This is a genomic window from Actinocorallia sp. API 0066, from assembly GCF_020991275.1.
GTDB lineage: Bacteria > Actinomycetota > Actinomycetes > Streptosporangiales > Streptosporangiaceae > Actinocorallia.
Genome location: NZ_JAJLQY010000003.1, coordinates 527,262 through 544,941, shown reverse-complemented (window position 1 = coordinate 544,941; position 17,680 = coordinate 527,262). Strand labels below are relative to the sequence as shown.

The 17,680-nt window shown below is 71.1% G+C and carries 13 protein-coding genes and 1 pseudogene; 8 read left to right on the top strand and 6 right to left on the bottom strand.

Features of this window, described 5'->3' with window-relative positions; translation table 11 throughout:
• Nucleotides 1-7 precede the first annotated feature (7 nt).
• From LO762_RS10320 to LO762_RS10305, 4 genes are all read left to right on the top strand, one after another.
• Nucleotides 8-511 (top strand): ATP-binding protein, encoded by a 504-nt coding sequence (locus LO762_RS10320; protein WP_230614344.1) that lies wholly within the window; start codon nucleotides 8-10, stop codon nucleotides 509-511.
• Nucleotides 512-537: 26 nt separating this feature from the next.
• Nucleotides 538-1,005, top strand: a complete 468-nt coding sequence (locus tag LO762_RS10315) for a helix-turn-helix domain-containing protein (protein ID WP_230614343.1) — start codon at nucleotides 538-540, stop codon at nucleotides 1,003-1,005.
• A 70-nt stretch (nucleotides 1,006-1,075) separates the two neighbouring features.
• Complete coding sequence (locus tag LO762_RS10310; protein WP_230614342.1) at nucleotides 1,076-1,711, top strand: hypothetical protein; 636 nt, start codon at nucleotides 1,076-1,078, stop codon at nucleotides 1,709-1,711.
• Between the two features lie 65 nt (nucleotides 1,712-1,776).
• A complete protein-coding gene (locus LO762_RS10305; RefSeq protein ID WP_230614341.1) occupies nucleotides 1,777-2,772 on the top strand; it encodes an aldo/keto reductase in 996 nt (331 codons plus the stop codon).
• A gap of 70 nt (nucleotides 2,773-2,842) precedes the next feature.
• On the opposite strand, the gene LO762_RS10300 is transcribed toward LO762_RS10305, so the two are convergent.
• The 5 genes from LO762_RS10300 to LO762_RS10280 all read right to left on the bottom strand — a co-directional run bounded on the left by LO762_RS10300 (nucleotide 2,843) and on the right by LO762_RS10280 (nucleotide 9,570).
• Nucleotides 2,843-4,795: an ABC transporter ATP-binding protein gene (locus LO762_RS10300; protein WP_304523636.1), complete on the bottom strand. Its 1,953-nt coding sequence runs from the start codon at nucleotides 4,793-4,795 to the stop codon at nucleotides 2,843-2,845.
• Nucleotides 4,792-6,525, bottom strand: coding sequence for an ABC transporter ATP-binding protein (locus tag LO762_RS10295; protein WP_230614336.1), 1,734 nt, complete (start codon nucleotides 6,523-6,525; stop codon nucleotides 4,792-4,794). The genes LO762_RS10300 and LO762_RS10295 overlap by 4 nt, the downstream gene beginning before the upstream one ends.
• Before the next feature lie 33 nt (nucleotides 6,526-6,558).
• Nucleotides 6,559-7,155 (bottom strand): TetR/AcrR family transcriptional regulator, encoded by a 597-nt coding sequence (locus tag LO762_RS10290; RefSeq protein WP_230614334.1) that lies wholly within the window; start codon nucleotides 7,153-7,155, stop codon nucleotides 6,559-6,561.
• A 96-nt stretch (nucleotides 7,156-7,251) separates the two neighbouring features.
• Nucleotides 7,252-7,947, bottom strand: a complete 696-nt coding sequence (locus tag LO762_RS10285) for a DUF1266 domain-containing protein (protein WP_230614332.1) — start codon at nucleotides 7,945-7,947, stop codon at nucleotides 7,252-7,254.
• A 30-nt stretch (nucleotides 7,948-7,977) separates the two neighbouring features.
• On the bottom strand, nucleotides 7,978-9,570 hold the full coding sequence (locus LO762_RS10280; RefSeq protein ID WP_230614330.1) for an acyl-CoA synthetase: 1,593 nt from the start codon (nucleotides 9,568-9,570) through the stop codon (nucleotides 7,978-7,980).
• Between the two features lie 137 nt (nucleotides 9,571-9,707).
• On the opposite strand from LO762_RS10280, the gene LO762_RS10275 reads away from it, so the two are divergent.
• The 3 genes from LO762_RS10275 (at nucleotide 9,708) to LO762_RS10265 (ending at nucleotide 12,173) form a co-directional block, all read left to right on the top strand.
• Nucleotides 9,708-10,532: a phytanoyl-CoA dioxygenase family protein gene (locus LO762_RS10275; protein WP_230614328.1), complete on the top strand. Its 825-nt coding sequence runs from the start codon at nucleotides 9,708-9,710 to the stop codon at nucleotides 10,530-10,532.
• 122 nt (nucleotides 10,533-10,654) lie between these two features.
• Nucleotides 10,655-11,791 carry a serine hydrolase gene (locus tag LO762_RS10270; RefSeq protein WP_230614326.1) on the top strand — a complete coding sequence of 379 codons (1,137 nt, stop codon included), beginning with the start codon at nucleotides 10,655-10,657 and terminating at the stop codon, nucleotides 11,789-11,791.
• 178 nt (nucleotides 11,792-11,969) lie between these two features.
• Entirely contained in the window at nucleotides 11,970-12,173 is a 204-nt protein-coding gene (locus tag LO762_RS10265) for an EF-hand domain-containing protein (protein WP_230614324.1), read from the top strand.
• A gap of 474 nt (nucleotides 12,174-12,647) precedes the next feature.
• Here the strand turns inward: LO762_RS10265 and LO762_RS10260 are convergent, their stop codons facing one another.
• Nucleotides 12,648-16,085 (bottom strand): bifunctional glycosyltransferase family 2 protein/CDP-glycerol:glycerophosphate glycerophosphotransferase, encoded by a 3,438-nt coding sequence (locus tag LO762_RS10260; protein WP_308103655.1) that lies wholly within the window; start codon nucleotides 16,083-16,085, stop codon nucleotides 12,648-12,650.
• Between the two features lie 481 nt (nucleotides 16,086-16,566).
• On the opposite strand from LO762_RS10260, the pseudogene LO762_RS33420 reads away from it, so the two are divergent.
• Nucleotides 16,567-17,646, top strand: a pseudogene (locus tag LO762_RS33420) (PucR family transcriptional regulator); the annotation flags it as partial.
• Between the last annotated feature and the right edge of the window lie 34 nt (nucleotides 17,647-17,680).

The window sequence follows — 17,680 nt, the reverse complement described above, 5'->3', positions numbered from 1 at the left end:
GGACGCGATGAGCCTTATCTGGACACATTCTCCCATATTCGTACACAGTGCGCATGTTGTACCGGCCGCGCCGCGCAATGCGGGTGACCTTGTTCTTGAGTTGGTGACGCTTCCGGCTCCGGATGTTCCGCCGACGGTGCGGGAGATGGTGACCAACCGGTTGATGTGGTGGGGCGTCGCTCGGGAGTCCGTTGGGGAGCTGTCGCTCGCGGCCGTCGAGTTGGTGACGAACGCCTGCCGGGAGACGCCTCTGGCGAGGGTGGGTTTTCGTGCCGTTCTGGCGCCGAGGGCACGGGAAATCACGATCGCCGCGTGGGACGGCAGTCCGGAAATGCCGAAGATGGACGACTCGGCCCTGACGCTTGAGGAGATCGACGCCCTTCCCGACGACCACGAGTTCGGCGGCTGGGGCCTCCGGCTCGTGGCCGGTTCCGCCGCCCGGGTGGGCACCCGGTCGACCGAGGGCGGCGGGAAATGGGTGTACGCGATCTACCGCCCGAAGTTCACCTAGCCCGAGCACGATTCTCCGGAAGGGTCATGTTGTCCTCTGAGGCCGAGCCGTCCTGGTTCGACGATGGTTTCTACACCGTCAACGAAGCGGCGACGCTTATGTCCATCCATCGCGAACGGCTCCGTAATTGGTGTCGGCAAGGTTTGGTCCGACACCACAAGGACCCGGCCGACCGTTTCCTCTACGTGTGCCGCGCGGATGTCGACAGGATTCTGGCGGAGATGAAGGCCCGAAGGGCCGCGTGCAGCAAGGAACTGGTGCGCTGGCTGGCCTATCGCGACCTCATCGGGAAGAGCGCCCCGGAAACCATCCGGCTGCCGCATGACGCGGTCCCGCGTGCGGTCGCCATGGGGATGATCCAGGAAGCCATGCGCATCTCCCTCGAAGACCACGGGATCTTCAAGAAGACCGCACAGATTCTCGTCCAGAACGCGACGGAGACACTCGACAGACTCTATGACGAGCACTTCGCAAAGGGCGGGAACCGAAAGTGAACTGCCGCACGGACGCGAGCCTCCGATCCGAATCGGATGGCTGTCCCGGCTTTGAGGAAGGTGTGTGCACATGTCCGGGGTGAATCTGGCGCGGTGGCGGGCGGTGCCGTACATCACGTCGTGGTCGTCGGAAGAAATCCCGCCGGTCTCGATGGTGATTCGGGACGGGCGGATCGCTTATGCGGATGAGAGCGTGGTGGATCGGGACGGGGCGGGGGTGTTGTGGACGCGGATCGGGTTCAGTCCGGGGGTGGGGGTTCCGGAGTTCAAGTCCGTGCACTTCCTGCGGCACCGTCGGGCGATGCGCCGTCGGCTGTGTCAGGTGTGCGGGACGCCCTGTGGGAAGAACGCGTTGTGGATGCTCTCGCGGAAGGAGTACGAGAGCGCGGAGGGGCCGTGGCCTGCGCCGGTCATGACGGCTCATCCGCCGGTGTGTCCGGGGTGTGTGGAGCGGTCGGGCCGGTTGTGTCCGCATCTGCGTGACGGGTATGTGGTGTTGCGTCCCCGGCGGGTCGCTCCGGCCGCGATCTCGGGCATGCTGTACCAGCCCACCCCGTTCGGTCTGATGCCCGGCGCCGCCGTCACCATCGTCCACGACGACCCCCGTATCCGCCTGCTGCGGGCCGCGCAACTGCACGTGACGTTGGAGGACTACGACGTCGTCGACCCCGGCGGCATGGTCGTCACCGGTTCCAGCGACGCGTGAGAACGGATGCCGAAAGTTCGCACCGCCTTGGGAATAGGGCGTGCGCGGTGGGGTTTCATCAGTTCATGGACTATGTGCACCTGGGACGTACCGGGCTCCGCGTGAGCAGGATCGTGCTCGGCACGATGAACTTCGGGCCCGTCACCGGAGAGGCCGAGAGCCACAGGATCATGGACGCCGCGCTGGACGCGGGCGTCAATTTCTTCGACACGGCGAACGTGTACGGGTGGGGGGAGAACAAGGGGCGTACCGAGGAGATTCTCGGCACCTGGTTCGCAGGCGGGGGCGGACGGCGGGACAGGACCGTCCTGGCCACCAAGGTGTACGGGTCGATGAGTGCCGAAGGCAAGACGTGGCCTAACGAGGACAAGCTTTCCGCGCTCAATATCCGCCGCGCGGTGGAGGCGTCGCTGAAGCGCCTCCAGACGGACCACATCGACCTGTACCAGTTCCACCACGTGGACAGGGACACGCCCTGGGAGGAGATCTGGCAGGCCCTGGACGTGCTCGTCCAGCAGGGCAAGGTGCTCTACGTCGGGTCGTCGAACTTCCCCGGCTGGGCCATCGCCCAGGCCAACGAGAAGGCCGACCGGCGCGGCTCGCTCGGCCTCGTCTCCGAGCAGTGCATCTACAACCTGATCGAGCGGCGCGCGGAGATGGAGGTCATCCCGGCGGCCGAGGTCTACGGGCTCGGCGTGATCCCGTGGTCGCCGCTGCACGGGGGTCTGCTCGGCGGGGTGCTGCGCAAGCAGGCGGAGGGCACCGGCGGCAGGTCGCTCGGAGGGCGCAGCGAGGAGTACCTCGCCGACCCGGCCAACCGCGCCAAGATCGAGGCGTACGAGGCGCTGAGCGCCAAGCACGACCTCGACCCCGGCGACGTCGGCCTAGCGTGGCTGCTCAGCCGTCCCGGCGTCACCGGCCCGATCGTGGGCCCGCGCACCGACGGGCAACTGGCGTCCGCGCTGCGCGCCGCGGAGCTGAAGCTGGACGACGAGTTCCTGGCCGCCCTCGACGAGCTGTTCCCCGGCCCCGGCCCCAGCCCGGAGGCGTTCGCCTGGTGAACCAGTGAACCAGTGAGCCGGTGAGATCCGTGCGGCCGACCGTCCCCCGTGGCGGTCGGCCGCACGCGTCTCAGGTGAGCGCCTCCGCGAACTGCGCCGCGTACAGCCGCTGGTAGGCGCCGCCCGCCGCGATCAGCTCGTCGTGCGTGCCCTGCTCGACGATCGAGCCGTCCTCCATGACGAGGATGAGGTCGGCGTCCCGGATGGTGGACAGCCGGTGCGCGATGACGAAGCTGGTCCTGCCCTGCCGCAGGCTCCGCATCGCCCGCTGGATGAGCACCTCGGTGCGGGTGTCCACCGAGCTCGTCGCCTCGTCCAGGATGAGGATCGCGGGTTCGGCGAGGAACGCGCGGGCGATGGTGAGGAGCTGTTTCTCCCCGGCGCTGACGGTGCCGCCCTCGTCGTCGAGGACGGTGTCGTAGCCGTCGGGCAGGGTCCGCACGAAGTGGTCGACCTGGGTGGCCCTGGCCGCCTCGACGATCCGCTCGCGGGACGCGGTGACGTCGCCGTACCCGATGTTCTCGGCGATGGTGCCGCCGAACAGCCACGCGTCCTGGAGCACCATGCCGGTGCGGGCGCGCAGGTCGGCCCGGTCCATCGCGGCGATGTCCACGCCGTCCAGGGTGATCCGCCCGCCTGTCACCTCGTAGAACCGCATGAGCAGGTTGACCAGCGTGGTCTTGCCCGCACCGGTCGGCCCGACGATCGCGACGGTCTGGCCCGGCTCCACGGTGAGCGAGAGGTGCTCGATGAGCGGTTTGTCGGGCGCGTACGAGAACGACACGTCCTCGAACGCGACCCTTCCGCGCGGCTCGGCGACGACGGCCGCCTGGTCCGGCTCGGGGCGCTGCTCCTCGGCGTCGAGCAGCTCGTACACCCGCTCGGCCGACGCGATGCCCGACTGCAGCAGGTTCGCCATGCTCGCGACCTGGGTGAGCGGCTGGGTGAACTGCCGTGAGTACTGGACAAAAGCCTGCACCTCGCCCAGCGACAGCGACCCGTTCGCCACCCGCAGGCCGCCGATGACGGCGACGAGCACGTAGTTGAGGTTGCCGATGAGCATGGTCGCGGGCTGGATGAGCCCGGAGATGAACTGGGCCTTGAAGGACGCGCGGTAGAGGCTCTCGTTCTGCTCGGTGAACGCCTCCGCCGACTCCTCCTTGCGGCCGAACGCGGTGACGAGCGCGTGCCCGCCGTACATCTCCTCGATGTGCCCGTTGAGCTTGCCGGTGCTGGCCCACTGCTGGACGAACTGCGGCTTGGACCGGCCGCCGATCTTCGCCGTGACGAACACCGTCAGCGGCACCGTCACGAGGGCGATGAGCGCGAGCAGCGGCGAGATCCACAGCATCATCGCGAGCACGCCGACGATGGTGAGGATCGAGTTCACCGCCATGCTGAGCGTCTGCTGGAGCGTCTGGGAGAGGTTGTCGATGTCGTTGGTGACCCGGCTCAGCACCTCGCCGCGCTGCCGTCCGTCGAAGTAGCTGAGCGGCAGCCGCGCCAGCTTGGCCTGGACGCGTTCGCGCAGCCGGTGCATGGACCGCTGGACGACGGCGGCGGTGAGCCGCCCCTGGACGATGCCCAGCGCCGCGGCGACGAGGTAGATCCCCAGGACGACGAGGAGCACGCCGCCGACCGTGCCGAAGTCGATGCCGGTGCCGGGGACGACGTCCATCGCGGCGACCATGTCGGCGAACGTGTCCTCGCCGGAGGCCCGAAGCTGGGCGATGGCCTCGGCCTTGCTGAGCCCCTCGGGGAGCTTGGCGGACACGGCGCCGTCGAAGATCAGGTCGGTGGCCGCGCCGAGCACCCGCGGACCGAGCACGGTGAGGATGACGCTGACAGCGCCGAGGACCGTCCCGGCGATGATGAGGCCGCGTTCGGGTCGCATGTCGCGCAGCAGCCGTTTGGCCGAGCCGACGAAGTCCGAGGACTTCTCCAGGGTCGGCCCGGCCATCCAGGCGGCGGGCCCGGGCGGGCGCTGCTGGGGTTTGGTCTGCGGGCGTTCTTCCCCGGTCATGCCGCCTCCTGCTCGGTGAGCTGGGAGAGCACGATCTCCCGGTAGGTCTCGTTGTCCGCCATGAGCGCGGTGTGGGTGCCGACGCCGACGATCTCGCCGTGGTCGAGGACCACGATCCGGTCGGCGTGCCGGATGGTGCTGACGCGCTGCGCCACGATGATCACGGTGGCGTCGGACGTCTCAGCGGCAAGCGCGGCGCGGAGCCGGGCGTCGGTGGTGTAGTCGAGCGCGGAGAAGGAGTCGTCGAACAGGAACACCTCGGGCTTGTGCACGAGCGCGCGGGCGATCGCGAGCCGCTGGCGCTGGCCGCCCGAGACGGTCGTGCCGCCCTGCGCGACGGGGGTCTCCAGCCCCTCGGGCATCCGTTCCACGAAGTCCTTCGCCTGGGCGATCTCCAGCGCGTGCCAGAGGTCCGCGTCGGTGGCGTCGGGGTTGCCGTAGCGCAGGTTCGACGCGATCGTGCCGGAGAACAGGTAGGGACGTTGCGGGACGAGCCCGACGATCCGCGCGAGCCGGACCGGGTCGAGCTCCCGTACGTCGACCCCGTCCAGCACGACGGTGCCGCCGGTCGCGTCGAACAGCCGGGGGATGAGGTTGAGCAGCGTGGTCTTGCCGCTGCCCGTCGAGCCGATGATCGCCACCGTCTCGCCGGGCCGCGCGGTGAGGCTCACCCCGCGCAGCACCGGCTCCTCCGCGCCGGGATAGCCGAACGCGACGTCGCGCAGCTCGACCGTGCCGCGCAGCGGCGTCTCGGTGACGGGCGCGACGGGCGGCGTGACGCTGGAGCGGGTGTCCAGGACCTCCTGGATACGCTCGGCGCAGACGGAGGCGCGCGGCGCCATCATGAACATGAACATCGCCATCATCACGGAGAACATCGTCTGCATCAGGTACGACAGGAACGCGGTGAGCGCCCCGACCTGCATGTCGCCGTCCGCGATCCGGTGCCCGCCGAACCACAGGACGGCGACGCTCGCCACGTTCACCACCCCGAGGATCAGCGGGAACAGGGTGCCCATGAAGTACCCGGCCCGCTGGGAGACGTCGAGGAGTTCGTCGTTGGACCTGGCGAACCTCGCCGTCTCCTGGGAGTCGCGGACGAACGCCCGCACCACCCGCACGCCGGTGATCTGCTCGCGCAGGATCTGGTTGAGGTCGTCGAGTCTGCCCTGGATGCTCCAGAACAGCGGGTGCATCCTGGTCAGCGCCCAGGCCAGCACCGCGGCGAGCAGCGGCAGGATGACCACGAGCAGCAGGGACAGCGGGGCGTCCTGGCGCAGCGCCATGAGGATGCTGCCGATGCCCATGATGGGCGCGGCCACCGCCATGGTGAGCGCCATGAGCACGAGCATCTGCACCTGTTGGACGTCGTTGGTCGTCCGGGTGATGAGCGACGGGGTGCCGAACTGGCCGACCTCGCGGGCCGAGAAGTCCTGGACCCGGCGGAACAGGCCGCGGCGCAGGTCGCGGCCGAGCGCGGCGGCGGTGCGGGCGGCGAAGTACACGCCGCCGACCGAGCAGGCGAGCTGCGCCACCGACACGAGCAGCATGACGCCGCCCGCGCGCATGATGTAGCCGGTGTCGCCGACGACGACCCCGTGGTCGATGATGTCGGCGTTGAGCGTCGGCAGGTAGAGCATGCCGAGGGTCGCGAGGAACTGCAGCCCCACGAGCACGGCGAGGTCGCGCCGGTAGGGCCGCAGTGTCGCGGTGACGAGTCGGATCAGCACAGGGGTTTCTCGCTCTGGGGGTAGAAGGGTGGGTCAGCGGGTGCGCTCGTAGGCGGCGGCGACGGGGGCGACCCGCTCCAGCGTCTCGCGTAGCACCTCGATGAAGGGGTGGGAGCCGTCGCCGTCGAGCCAGAACAGGGTGGCGATCCTGACCGCGTTGCCCAGGGTGGTGGCCAGGAGCAGCGGGAAGGGGTCGGTCCTCGGGTCGAGGCCGCAGCGCGCGGCGATGGCCTCGACGAGCGGCCCCGACATCGCCGCGGCGTCGCGCAGGAACTCCACGTGCAGCGACGGGTGCGAGAAGATCATCAGCATCGCCTCGCGGTCCGGGTCCTCCTGGCCCCGGTAGTGGGCCAGATAGGCGTTGACGCACGCGTCGGCCAGAGGTTCGTCCTCGGGGCGGGCCCGTAGCGAGTCGCCCAGCCGGCGCGCGCGCTCCACTCCGACGGCGCAGATGGCCGCCTCACGGCTGGTGAAGTAGTTGTTGTACGTCCGGGTGGACACGCCCGCCGCCGCGGCGATCTCCTCCACCCTGACGTTCTCGGGCCCGTGTTCGAGGGCGAGCCGTAGGGCCGCCTCGCCGAGCGCGCGGCGGGTCGCCTGCTTCTTGCGCTCGCGCAGCCCCTCGTTCACGCCGGACAAGGTATCCATGGCCTTGCGCGGCGCGCAATCATTTATAGGGTGAAAATCTTCGCATCACGCAAAATTTCGGAGTGCGCAACTTTGTCGTCAGTGCAGCGGCACCCCGAAGCCGCGCCTGAGCGCCGCGTTCCGGTTCTCCGTCGCGCCGCCCTCGGCCGCTTCGGCGCGCCCTCCCACGGGCGGCCTGCGGACCACCAGGTAGGGCGCGGGCGCCGCGAACGCGAGCCGCCGCCACGGGCTCGCGCCGTTCGCTGGGTCGAGCAGCCGCTCGGCGGCCCTGGCGAACTCCTCCTGGCGGTTGGCGTGCTGCGGGTCGTGCAGGCCGTCGCCCACCCAGACCCGCCGCGCGGCCAGGAAGTCCTCCGCGTACCCCTGCCACGACGAGTAGTGGCACAGGACGGGCACCGTCATCCGCTCGCACAGCTCCCAGGCGGCCTCCTCGTCGGCGAGCAGGCCCGCCGAATAGGCGGCGCGCACGAGGAACACGAGCCGGGCCGCGTCCCAGGCCAGGGGGGCGCGGCCCAGGTGCCGCCGGTACTCGCGGGCGTGGCCCGACGTCGTCAGCCAGCGCGCCATGTCCAGCAGCGACGCGGTGGAGTCGACGCCCCAGTTGTCGTGGAGCGCCCTGCGGTAGGCGTCGGCCGACCCTTCGTCCATCCGTAGCGCGTCGTGGCTGCCGCCGCCCCATTCCACCTGGATCGCCGACAGCGCAAGCCACCATCGTCGCAGGTCGTCCAACCGCTCCACCCGCATCTCCCCGCGCTCGGCCCCGAGGAGACTCATTGTGACGCAGCCACGGCCCCCGTGGGCGGGTCAGGCCCCTTCGAGCGCCGCCTGCTTGGCCCACCGGTAGTCGGCCTTGCCTGTCGGCGTCCGCCTGACCTCCGCCACAAAGCGGACCTCGCGCGGCACCTTGTACCCGGCGAGGGTGCGGCGGCAGTGGTCGCGCAACTCCTCGGCGTCCAGCGGGGCGGTCGTGGCGACCACGGCGGCGACACGCTGCCCGAACCGCTCGTCCGGGACACCCACGACGAGCGCGTCATAGACGGACGGATGGGACTTGACGGCCGTCTCGACCTCCTCGGCGTAGACCTTCTCGCCGCCGGAGTTGATCACCGTGGAGCCGCGACCGAGCAGGACCATGAACCCTTCGGCGTCCACCCTGGCCATGTCGCCCTGGAGCGCCCAACGGACTCCGTCGGCGTCGGTGACGAACGTCGCTGCCGTTTTGTCCGGGTCGTTCCAGTAGCCGATCGGGATGCGGCCGCTGCGGGCGAACACCCCGATCTCGTTCGAACCCGGCTGGATCGGGCGGAGCTTCTCGTCGAGGACGGCCATGCCGGGACGTCCGGCGAACCTCGCGTTGCCGTGCTCGTCCGGCTCGACCCCGGCGGCCGCCACGCCCGTCTCGGAGCCGCCCATGGCGTCCAGGACCGTCATGAGGTGGGGGAGCGCCGCCGTCAGCCGCTCCTTGACGTCGGGGGAGGTCGCGGAGCCGCCGCAGGCCAGGACGAGCAGCGACGACAGGTCGAACGCCGCCGCGTCCGCGCTGAGCAGGTCGGCGATCGGGCGGGCCATCGCGTCGCCGACCAGGTTCATCACCTGGACCTGCTCTGCTTCCGCGACCCGTAGGACGGCTGTCGTATCGAAGCTGCGGCCCGTCCACAGGACAAGGGTGGAGCCCGAGGTGAAGGCCGCCCACGAGATCCAGATGCCCGCCGCGTGCATGAGCGGGGCCGTCACCATGATCGTCAGACCGCCCGCCGCCGCGTTCTCGCCCGCCTCCTCCGGCCGGGTGACGGGGTCGCCGATCATCCGGCCGCCGCCCATCGCCTGGAAGAACATGTCCTCCGCGCGCCACATGACGCCCTTCGGCAGGCCCGTCGTGCCGCCCGTGTACAGGAGGAACAGGTCGTCCCCCGACCGCTCGGCCGATACCCGCTCCGGGGAGGCCGCCGCGAGGGCCTCCTCGTAGCCCTCGGCTCCCGGGACGTCGCTGTCGTCGCCGTCCTCGATGAGGAGGATCTGGCGCAACTCGGGGAGGGTGTCCCGGACGCCGTTGAGCCGGGCCGCCAGGGAGCGTTCGGCGACGAGCGCCTTGGCGCCGGAATCCGCGATGACGTGGGCGAGTTCGCCCGCCGTGTAGCGGTAGTTCACGTTCACGGCGGCCGCGCGGAGCTTGAAAGCGGCGATCTGTGCTTCGAGCCACTCCGCGCGGTTGTAGGAGAGGATCGCCACGCGGTCTCCGGGGCCGACCCCTGCGGCGGCCAGGGCGGCGGCGGCACGGTTGGCGCGGGCCTCCAGGTCGGCGTAGGTGCGGCGGGCGTCTCCGGCGACGAGGGCGAGGCGGTCGGGCGCGGCGTCCGCGACGATCTCGAAGAGGTCGGCGAGGTTGAAGGACGGCATGGGGTGGGCTCCTTCCCTGCGGGAACCCCAACGTACCCCGGCTTCCCGCCGTCATGTAAGTCTGTACTTATGTAGGGGTAGCAGTCCTTTAACAGGAGTACAGAAGGCCGGAAACCGGCACGGGTTACCTTCCGGACATGGAACCCGCAGCCTTCTCCGTCACCGACCTCGACGCGATCGAGCGGCACTACCGCGCCCACGGCTTCGCGCTCATCCGTGGCCTGTACTCCGAGGACGTCCTCCAGCGTGTGGAGGCCGACTGCGTCGGCGCGCAGTCCGACGTCGTCGCGGGCGCGCTGCCGCCCCGGTACGGCTCCACCGCCTTCCTCGACGACGAAAGCAAAGCCGCGGCCTTCGCCAACTACGTCGAGTACGTCAACGAGCTGTCGCCCGCCGTCCTGGCCGCCGTCACCGAACCCGCTCTCGTCGCGCTGCTACGGCGGCTGCTGGGCGCGGACTGCTGGCTGAACGACGCGCACCGCTTCGGCGTCGTCTATCAGGACGCCCGGCCGGGACGGGAGTCCGGCTACTCCCGGATCGGCTGGCACGCGGACTGGCAGGCCGCCCCCAACCTGGCGATCTGGCCGTCCACCGCGTTCACCCTGCACATCGACGCGACGAGCCCCGCCAACGGGTTCCTGCGCGTCGTGCCGGGAAGCCACCTGTGGGCCACCCCGGCGCCCCGCAACGTGCCGCTGCCCGAGGCGTCCCGGCCCTTCGGGGGGCACACCTCCAGCCCCGCGCCCTTCCCCATGCCGCTCGGCTTCGAGAAGATCCCCGGAGAGGTCGCCGTCTACTGCGAGCGGGGCGACCTCCTCCTGCACGACGCCTACCTCTGGCACTCGGCCGCCCGCGCCTCCGACGACGACACCACCCGGCGGCACATCCGGGGCGGCTACTTCACCGGGGACAAGGCGGCCGACGGCTCCCGTGAGGTCTTCGTCAAGAACGCGGCGCGCTGACCGCGCGGATGCGGCCGGATCGCGGCTTTCCGGGCACCGTACGGTGATGAAACGGGACTAGCGTCGCGGCGAGCGGGCTGTGCTGGTCGGGCCCGGTGCCGGATCCGTTGAGTGGAGTGCCCGTGGCAGGTAGGGCGGCACGCGTCGGTGCTGTGGTGGCGGTCGCCGCGCTGGTGGTGACGGCGGTGGCCGTCGTCGTCTGGAGGGTGCGCGAGGCTACCGGGCCGCCGCCTCCCGCCGACCAGCGGTACGCCTGCCTGCTGGAGTCGGCCTCCGGCGACGACCACGGGGCCCTGCTGCGGCTGGAAGGGCCGGGGATCGCCTACACGGGCGCGGCCGGGGTCTTCGCGCCCGGCGGCAGGGCGCTCCGGCCCGGCGACCCGTTCCGGACCGCGAGCGTGACCAAGGCGTTCACCGCCGTCGCCGCCCTGCGCCTCGCCGAACGCGGCGTGCTCGGGCTCGACGACCCGATCGGCACCCACCTCGACGCCGACCTCGTCGCCCGGGTGGCCGTCTGGGACGGGACGTCGGTCGCCGAGCGGATCACCCTCAGGCGGCTGCTCGACCACACCGCCGGCCTGTACGACTACGCCACCGACGAGGAGTGGCTGGCCCGCGTCCAGGACGAGCCGCAGCGGACATGGACGGCCCGCGAACTCGTCGACTGGGCCGTCGAGCGGGGGCAGCCCTACTTCCCGCCCGGCGAGGGTTTCCACTACTCCGACACCGGCTACGTGCTCGTCGGGATGGTCATCGAGCGCGTCACGGGCGGGTCCCTCGCCGACGCCTACCGCACCCTGGTCACCGAACCGCTCGACCTCACCGCCACCCGGCTGGAGCGGCCCGGCGCGGAACGGGTGCACGCGCACGCCGTCATCGGGGGCGCCGACACGGGCGACTGGAACCCCACGTTCGACACGCACGGAGGCGGCGGCCTCGTCTCCACGGCCGAGGACCTCGCCGCCTTCCTGCGCGCCGTCATCACCGGCGACTTCCTCACCGAGGCGTCCCGCGCCGCGTTCCTCACGACAACCCCCGAAAGCGACGACTCCTACGCCCTCGGACTCCGCCGCACCGACCTCGACGGCGACGACGCCTGGTACCACACCGGCTTCTTCGGCGCCTTCGCCGGATATGTGCCGTCCCGCGACCTCACGATCACCGGCACCGCCACCAACGCCGACGATCAGGACACCCCCGCCGCCCTCATGGAAACCGCGTACCGCATCGCCACCGGCTCCGACGACAACCCGTGTTGACGCCGGGGGCGCGGACCCGGCGGCGCGCTCGCGCGGCGGAGCGAGATCGGCCTGTGGAAAAACTCGAAGTGTCGGTGGGGCGCGTTAGGGTTTTGATCAGTCGCGGACGGAGCCGCGGCGGGGCCGTCGGGGCGGGGAGCACCCGCCCGGCACCAACCGGAAAGAAGGGACGAAGACGATGAACGAGGCGCAGGCAAGGCAGCTGTTCCCGGTCGTGGACACCAACAACGACGGGCAGATCTCGCCCGCGGAGCTGGTCCGGCTGTACGAGCGCAACGGCGAGCCGATCAGCGACGAGGAGAAGGACGCGATCTTCGGCAAGGCCGACACCGACAACGACGGCCTCATCTCGCTGGAGGAGTTCATCACGTTCCTCGTTTGAAGAGCCGGAGTCGGTCAAGACGGCGCGTCGCGGCGGGTGAACGGACGCGCCGGGGGCTTGGCTCTGGCGGGTGCGAGGAGTTGTGGTGGGGGGCGCTTGTCTTGCGGCGCTGGCGGTGGCGGCGCTGGCGACGGTGTTCGGGGCGCCGGTCCTGTGGGAGCTCGCCGGTCGGGGGACGGGGCGGAGCGCTGTCGTGCTGGTGTTCGGGCCCTCGCTCGGCTACCTGGCGGGCGTCGGCTATGTGCTGTGGCGCTGCGCGTCGGGCGGCGGCTGGGGGTGGCCGGGCTGGGCGGTCGGCTGCGGGTATCTGGGGATGGTGGTGGCGGGGCTGCACACCAGGCCGGAGGGGTACGGCAGCCCGCTCATGCTCGACCTCATCTGCGCCTACCTGGCCTCGCTGCCCTATCAGATCGCCTGCGCGCTGCGGCGCGGTGCTCCCGGGCCGCGGCGGGTGCCGCCGCCCAGGAGCTCGCCTCAGCAGAGCCGGTCGGCCACCAGGCTCGCGGCCGGCGCGGCGCCCACCGGGTGGAAGTCGGCGGCGAAGCGCTGGTACGCCGCCGCGTGCGCGCCCGCCACGGTGGCGAGGTCGCCCAGGGCGTCCAGCACCTCGTCGGACGTGGTGAGCAGCGGCCCCGGGGCCCGCTCGGCGAAGTCGAAGTAGAAGCCACGCAGCTTGTCCCGGTAGGTCTCCAGGTCGTAGGTGAAGAACAGCATCGGCCTGCCGGTGCCCGCGAAGTCGAACATCGCCGAGGAGTAGTCGGTGATGAGCACGTCGCTGATCAGGTACAGGTCGGTGATGTCGGGGTAGGCGGAGACGTTGATGACGAAGTCGCCGTAGGACGGGTCGTACAGGTCGTCGGCGATGAGGTGGTGGCCGCGCACGAGGAACACGTGGTCCTCGCCCATCTCCTTGCGGGCCCGCAGCAGGTCGAGGCGGTTGTCGAACCGGTAGCGGCCGCCGCCGTAGAACTGGTCGTCACGCCACGTCGGCGCGTACAGCACCACCTTCTTGCCCACGGGGATGCCCAGCCGCGCCCGGACCCGCGCGGCCACCCGCGGCGCGTCAGGCGAGTGCAGCAGGTCGTTGCGCGGGTATCCGGTCTCCAGCACCTCACCGTCGAACCGGAACGCGCCGCGCAGGATCGGCGTGGCGAACGGGTTCGGCGAGAGCATCATGTCCCACTTGGCGACGTCCCGCTCCAGGTGCTCCAGGTAGGCGTCGCCGCTGGCGAACCGCACCTGCCCGATGTCGAAGCCGATCTTCTTCAGCGGGGTGCCGTGCCACGTCTGCAGGTACACCTGGCCGTCGCGCTTGACGTACGAGGCGGGCATGTCGTCGTTGGCGATCACGTACTTGGAGCGCGCGAGGGCCCGGTAGTAGTCGCGGCTCCACTGCCGCACGACCGTCGCGCCCGGCGGCGTCTCCAGCGCGGTGTCGCGCACCACCCAGATGTGCTCGCGGTCGTCGCCCCGGCGGCGCAGCTCGTCGGCGACGGCGCGCGGGTTGTCCGAGCACTGCTTGCCCTTCCAGCTCACGAACACGAGCTGGTCGCGCATCCGCAGGTCGCGGTGCAGCGGGTAGTACCGCTGCTGGAGCAGGCGCTGGGAGTACGCGCCGCGCTCGTCCGGCCGCGAGTCGGCCTCCACCTCGATGACGGGCGTGTCGAACTGCGAGCACAGGAACCGCAGCCGCTTGCCGTCGAACACGACGGGCTTCTCGGCGAGGTTCGGCAGGTGCCCGTGGTCGAACTTGGTGTAGATGAGCCGGTCCTCGCGCGGGGCCTGCTCCCGCACGGTGATGTCCCAGGTGCCGTCGAGCAGCGGGGCGCGCCGCCCGAACGCCTCCGCCTCGCGCAGCGCGAGCCGCACCTCGAAGCGGGCGCCGTCCTGGGTGAAGGGGAAGGTGTGCAGGTCGCCGGTGCCGCGCCTGCGCAGCACCGCCACGAGCGGGCCGGGCCCGAGGTAGGAGCCGCGCAGCACCAGCACGCCGTCCTCGGTCCACTCCTCGGTCTCGATGACGGGCCGGAAGGTCCGCTCGGCGAGCGAGAGGTTGCCGTCGCGGGTGTGCAGCACGGCCACCTCGCGGGCGCGGTAGGTGAACCGCTCCTCCGGCAGCCGGTCGGTCACCGCGATCCGGACGGGCTCGCCGCCGTCGAGCCGCAGGTACGTCTCCCAGGACGCGTAGTCGTCGGGGCTCTCGGTGTCCACGAGCGCGTCCAGCGGCAGCCGGGCGGCGCAGCGGCTCCCGGTGAGCTCGGCGGGCAGCTCCAGCACGGTCGCGCCGCGCTTCACCAGCAGCTCGGCCCGCTCGGCGGGCTCGCGCAGCCGGGTGGTGAGCTCCAGCGCGTCGCCGTCGAGGCGGAAGCCGGTGGCCAGCACCCGGAGCGGCTGCACCGAGACGCACAGCTGGTCGCCCGACCACCGCGTCACCATCCGCACGTCGCGGCCCAGCTCGGCGTAGGGCGGGCGCTGGGGCCTGCCGCGCACCGGCACGGTGAGCGGGGCCGAGCGCACCAGCCCGTGGCCGCGCACGACGACATGGCAGCGCCACTCGCCGGAGAGCCTGGCCGGGTCCACCGCGCAGGAGAACCCGGACCAGTCGTAGACGTAGCGGTCCTGGCCGGAGCGGGCGGTGGCCTCGGGGTGCAGCTCGCTGCGCATCCGCACCAGGCGCGGCAGCCTGCCGGGCGCGCGCAGCACGAGGAACTTGGAGGTGTGCCGCCGGTCGTCCAGGTCCCGGTAGGGCACGTAGGCGCGGCCCGCGAGCCGCAGCCGCCCGTCGCTCCAGGCGACCTCGTCGACGCGCGTGACGGGCCTGGTCTCGGCCGCGGTGAGCCGGAACACCCGCGCCGGGATCTCCTTGTCGCCGCGGAAGGGCAGGTCGGCGTACAGCCGGAGCCGCTCGCGCACCACGGGCAGCGCGCCCGGCTTGGCGGCCCGCTGCCAGGCGAGCAGTTCCAGCAGGTCGGCCATGCGCCGTCGCCGCGTCAGGTGGAACCTGAGCTTCTCGCCGGAGGGCAACTGCCGGTAGGCGCGGCGCGGCACCCGGTCGAGGTAGGCGTTCACCCGGTCCAGGAACAGGTCGCGGTAGTCGTCGCCAACCCGGTGCAGTTCCTTGAAGTACAGCGGCAGGTCGTTGGTGAGCGCCTTGTGGTGGTGCGCGCGGCGCAGCCCGCGCGGCGCGTGCCCGGCCAGGAAGGAGTCGATGTTCAGCAGCGCCGCCACCCGGTCGCGCAGGTTCTCCGGCGCGTCACGGCGCTGGGTGATCGACGGGTTGCCGCCCGACCGCTCACGCCACAGGTAGATCGGCTCGGTGATGACGTCCACCCGCCGGGCCAGGCAGTGCAGCCTTATCGCGAGCTGGATGTCCTCGTACAGGACGCCCTCAGGGAAGGCGAGGCCGTGCTCGTCCCAGAGGCTGCGCCGGATCACCTTGTTCCACATCGTCACGTCATAAAGGAGGCTCGGCGTCCTGGTGATGTGGGTGCTCAACCGTTCGGCCTCGATGGCGCGTCCGTGCAGGTGGGACGGCTTGGTGCCGAAGGAGCCGATCCGCTGCACGCCGCCCGACACGACGTCGGAGCCGGTGCGCTCCAGGGTGCGCAGCATGAGGTCGTAGGCGTCGGGCGGGACGATGTCGTCGCCGTCGGCGAAGGCGAGGAAGGCGCCGCGCGCGCGGGCGACGCCGGTGTTGCGGGCCGCGCCGGGCCCCCCGTGCTCGCGCCGGACGAGGAAAAAACGTTCGTCGCGTGCCGTCCAGGACTCGGCGACGCGCGCGCCGTCGTCCGTGGAACCGTCGTCGACCATTATCACTTCCAGATCCGTTACGGTCTGGGAGGCAAGGGAGAAAAGGCAGGCATCCAGGTATTCGGCCACATTGTGAAACGGAACGACGACGCTCAGGATGGGCACAGAAGGGGCACCTCTCGTCAAGGCATGCCAAAAGGGGAGGCGGCGTGGCGAGAGGGTGGGAACAGGCTGATGACCTGCTGCTGTCCGCTTACCGTGATCTTAGTGCTCGGTCACCCGGCGGAGAAGAAGCGGACGAATCTCGGTTCCGTTGCATTTACCGGGGGTTTGTTACGGGGAGGTAAGGGGCGGGAGGCGGCCACCCCTTCCGCGACATGGCCGCCTCCGCCCTTGATCACGTCCTCACCACCCGGCACGGTGTTCACACCTGTTCGTGTGATCGGATCTGCCGGACCGGCCCCGTGCCACGGCACATTTCCCCGTACCGCTGTTGAAACCCGGACGCAACGCGGAGTAACTTTGCTCTTTCCCTGGTCGAGAGGAGAGACGTGGCGTGGGGCTGCTCCAAGGGGTCTTGGACTACGAGACCCACCGGGAGGCCCTCGACCGGCTCGTGGCCCTGTACCGGCCAGAACTCCCTGCCATGACCACCGAGGGCGTCGCCGCGATAGAGAAGGCGATCCCCGAGTACGTCAGGCCGCACGACCCGCGCTACGCCGAGGTCATGCGGCTCTCGATGGACATCGCGCTCGGACACTGGTTCGACATGGTCGCCGACCCCGCCGTGGACTCCCGCGAGACACTGGCGTTCTTCCGTGAGATCGGGGTGGGGGAGGCACGCGAGGGCAGATCGATGGAGGCGTGGCAGAGCGCCGCCCGCGTCGGCACCCGCGCCGCGATCGACCACATCACGCGGCGCAACGCCGAGCGCGGGTTCGAGCTGCCCGGCACCGTCGTCGGGCAGATCACCACGTCGGTGCTCACCTACATCGACTTCCTCGCCGAGGCCGTCGCCGCCGGGCACGCCGAGGCGGGCGCCCGTGAGGTGGGGGAGTTCCAGGGCCGTCGCCGCAGGATGCTGGAGCTGCTCCTGGAGGGCGGCGAACGCGCGCTCAAGGAGGTGCGGGAACTCGCGGTGAAGACCGGCTGGACCGTGCCGCAGACCGTCGCCGTCGTGGCGCTGCACGAGCGCGACGGCGGGCCCGCGCGGCGGCCCGCGCTGCCGTCGGAGGTCCTCGTCGGCCTGCACCTCGCCGAGCCGTGCCTGGTCGTGCCCGACCCGGACGGCCCCGGCCGCCGCCGCATGCTGGAGCACGGCCTGGGCGAGTGGTACGCGGCGGCCGGGCCGCCGGTGCCGCCCGCCGAGGCGGCGCGCTCCCGGGAGTGGGCGCGGCGCGCGCTCGACCTGGTGCGGCGCGGGCTGCTGCCGGGCGAGGGCGTGCTCGTCGCGGACGAGCACGTGCCGTCGCTCGCCATCGTGCCGCACGCGGACCTGGTGGGGCGCGTCGCGGCCCGCAGGCTCGGCCCGCTGCTGCACCTGCGGCCGCGCCAGCGCCGGGTGCTCGCCGAGACGCTGCTGGCGTGCCTGGAGTCGGGCTTCAACGCCACCGAGGTGGCCCAGCGCCTCCACATGCACGCCCAGACCATCCGCTACCGCGTGCGGCAGCTCGAAGGGCTCCTGGGCGAGAGCATCTACGACCCGGCGGGGCGGCTGGAACTACACCTGGCGCTGCACGGCTGGCTCGCCTTGAACCCGC

Bases quoted from the DNA above. Each gene is read 5' to 3' on its own strand.
- LO762_RS10320 (WP_230614344.1), top strand. From the start codon at position 8: ATGAGCCTTATCTGGACACATTCTCCCATATTCGTACACAGTGCGCAT.
- LO762_RS10315 (WP_230614343.1), top strand. From the start codon at position 538: ATGTTGTCCTCTGAGGCCGAGCCGTCCTGGTTCGACGATGGTTTCTAC.
- LO762_RS10310 (WP_230614342.1), top strand. From the start codon at position 1,076: ATGTCCGGGGTGAATCTGGCGCGGTGGCGGGCGGTGCCGTACATCACG.
- LO762_RS10305 (WP_230614341.1), top strand. From the start codon at position 1,777: ATGGACTATGTGCACCTGGGACGTACCGGGCTCCGCGTGAGCAGGATC.
- LO762_RS10300 (WP_304523636.1), bottom strand. From the start codon at position 4,795: ATGACCGGGGAAGAACGCCCGCAGACCAAACCCCAGCAGCGCCCGCCC.
- LO762_RS10285 (WP_230614332.1), bottom strand. From the start codon at position 7,947: ATGAGTCTCCTCGGGGCCGAGCGCGGGGAGATGCGGGTGGAGCGGTTG.
- LO762_RS10280 (WP_230614330.1), bottom strand. From the start codon at position 9,570: ATGCCGTCCTTCAACCTCGCCGACCTCTTCGAGATCGTCGCGGACGCC.
- LO762_RS10275 (WP_230614328.1), top strand. From the start codon at position 9,708: ATGGAACCCGCAGCCTTCTCCGTCACCGACCTCGACGCGATCGAGCGG.
- LO762_RS10265 (WP_230614324.1), top strand. From the start codon at position 11,970: ATGAACGAGGCGCAGGCAAGGCAGCTGTTCCCGGTCGTGGACACCAAC.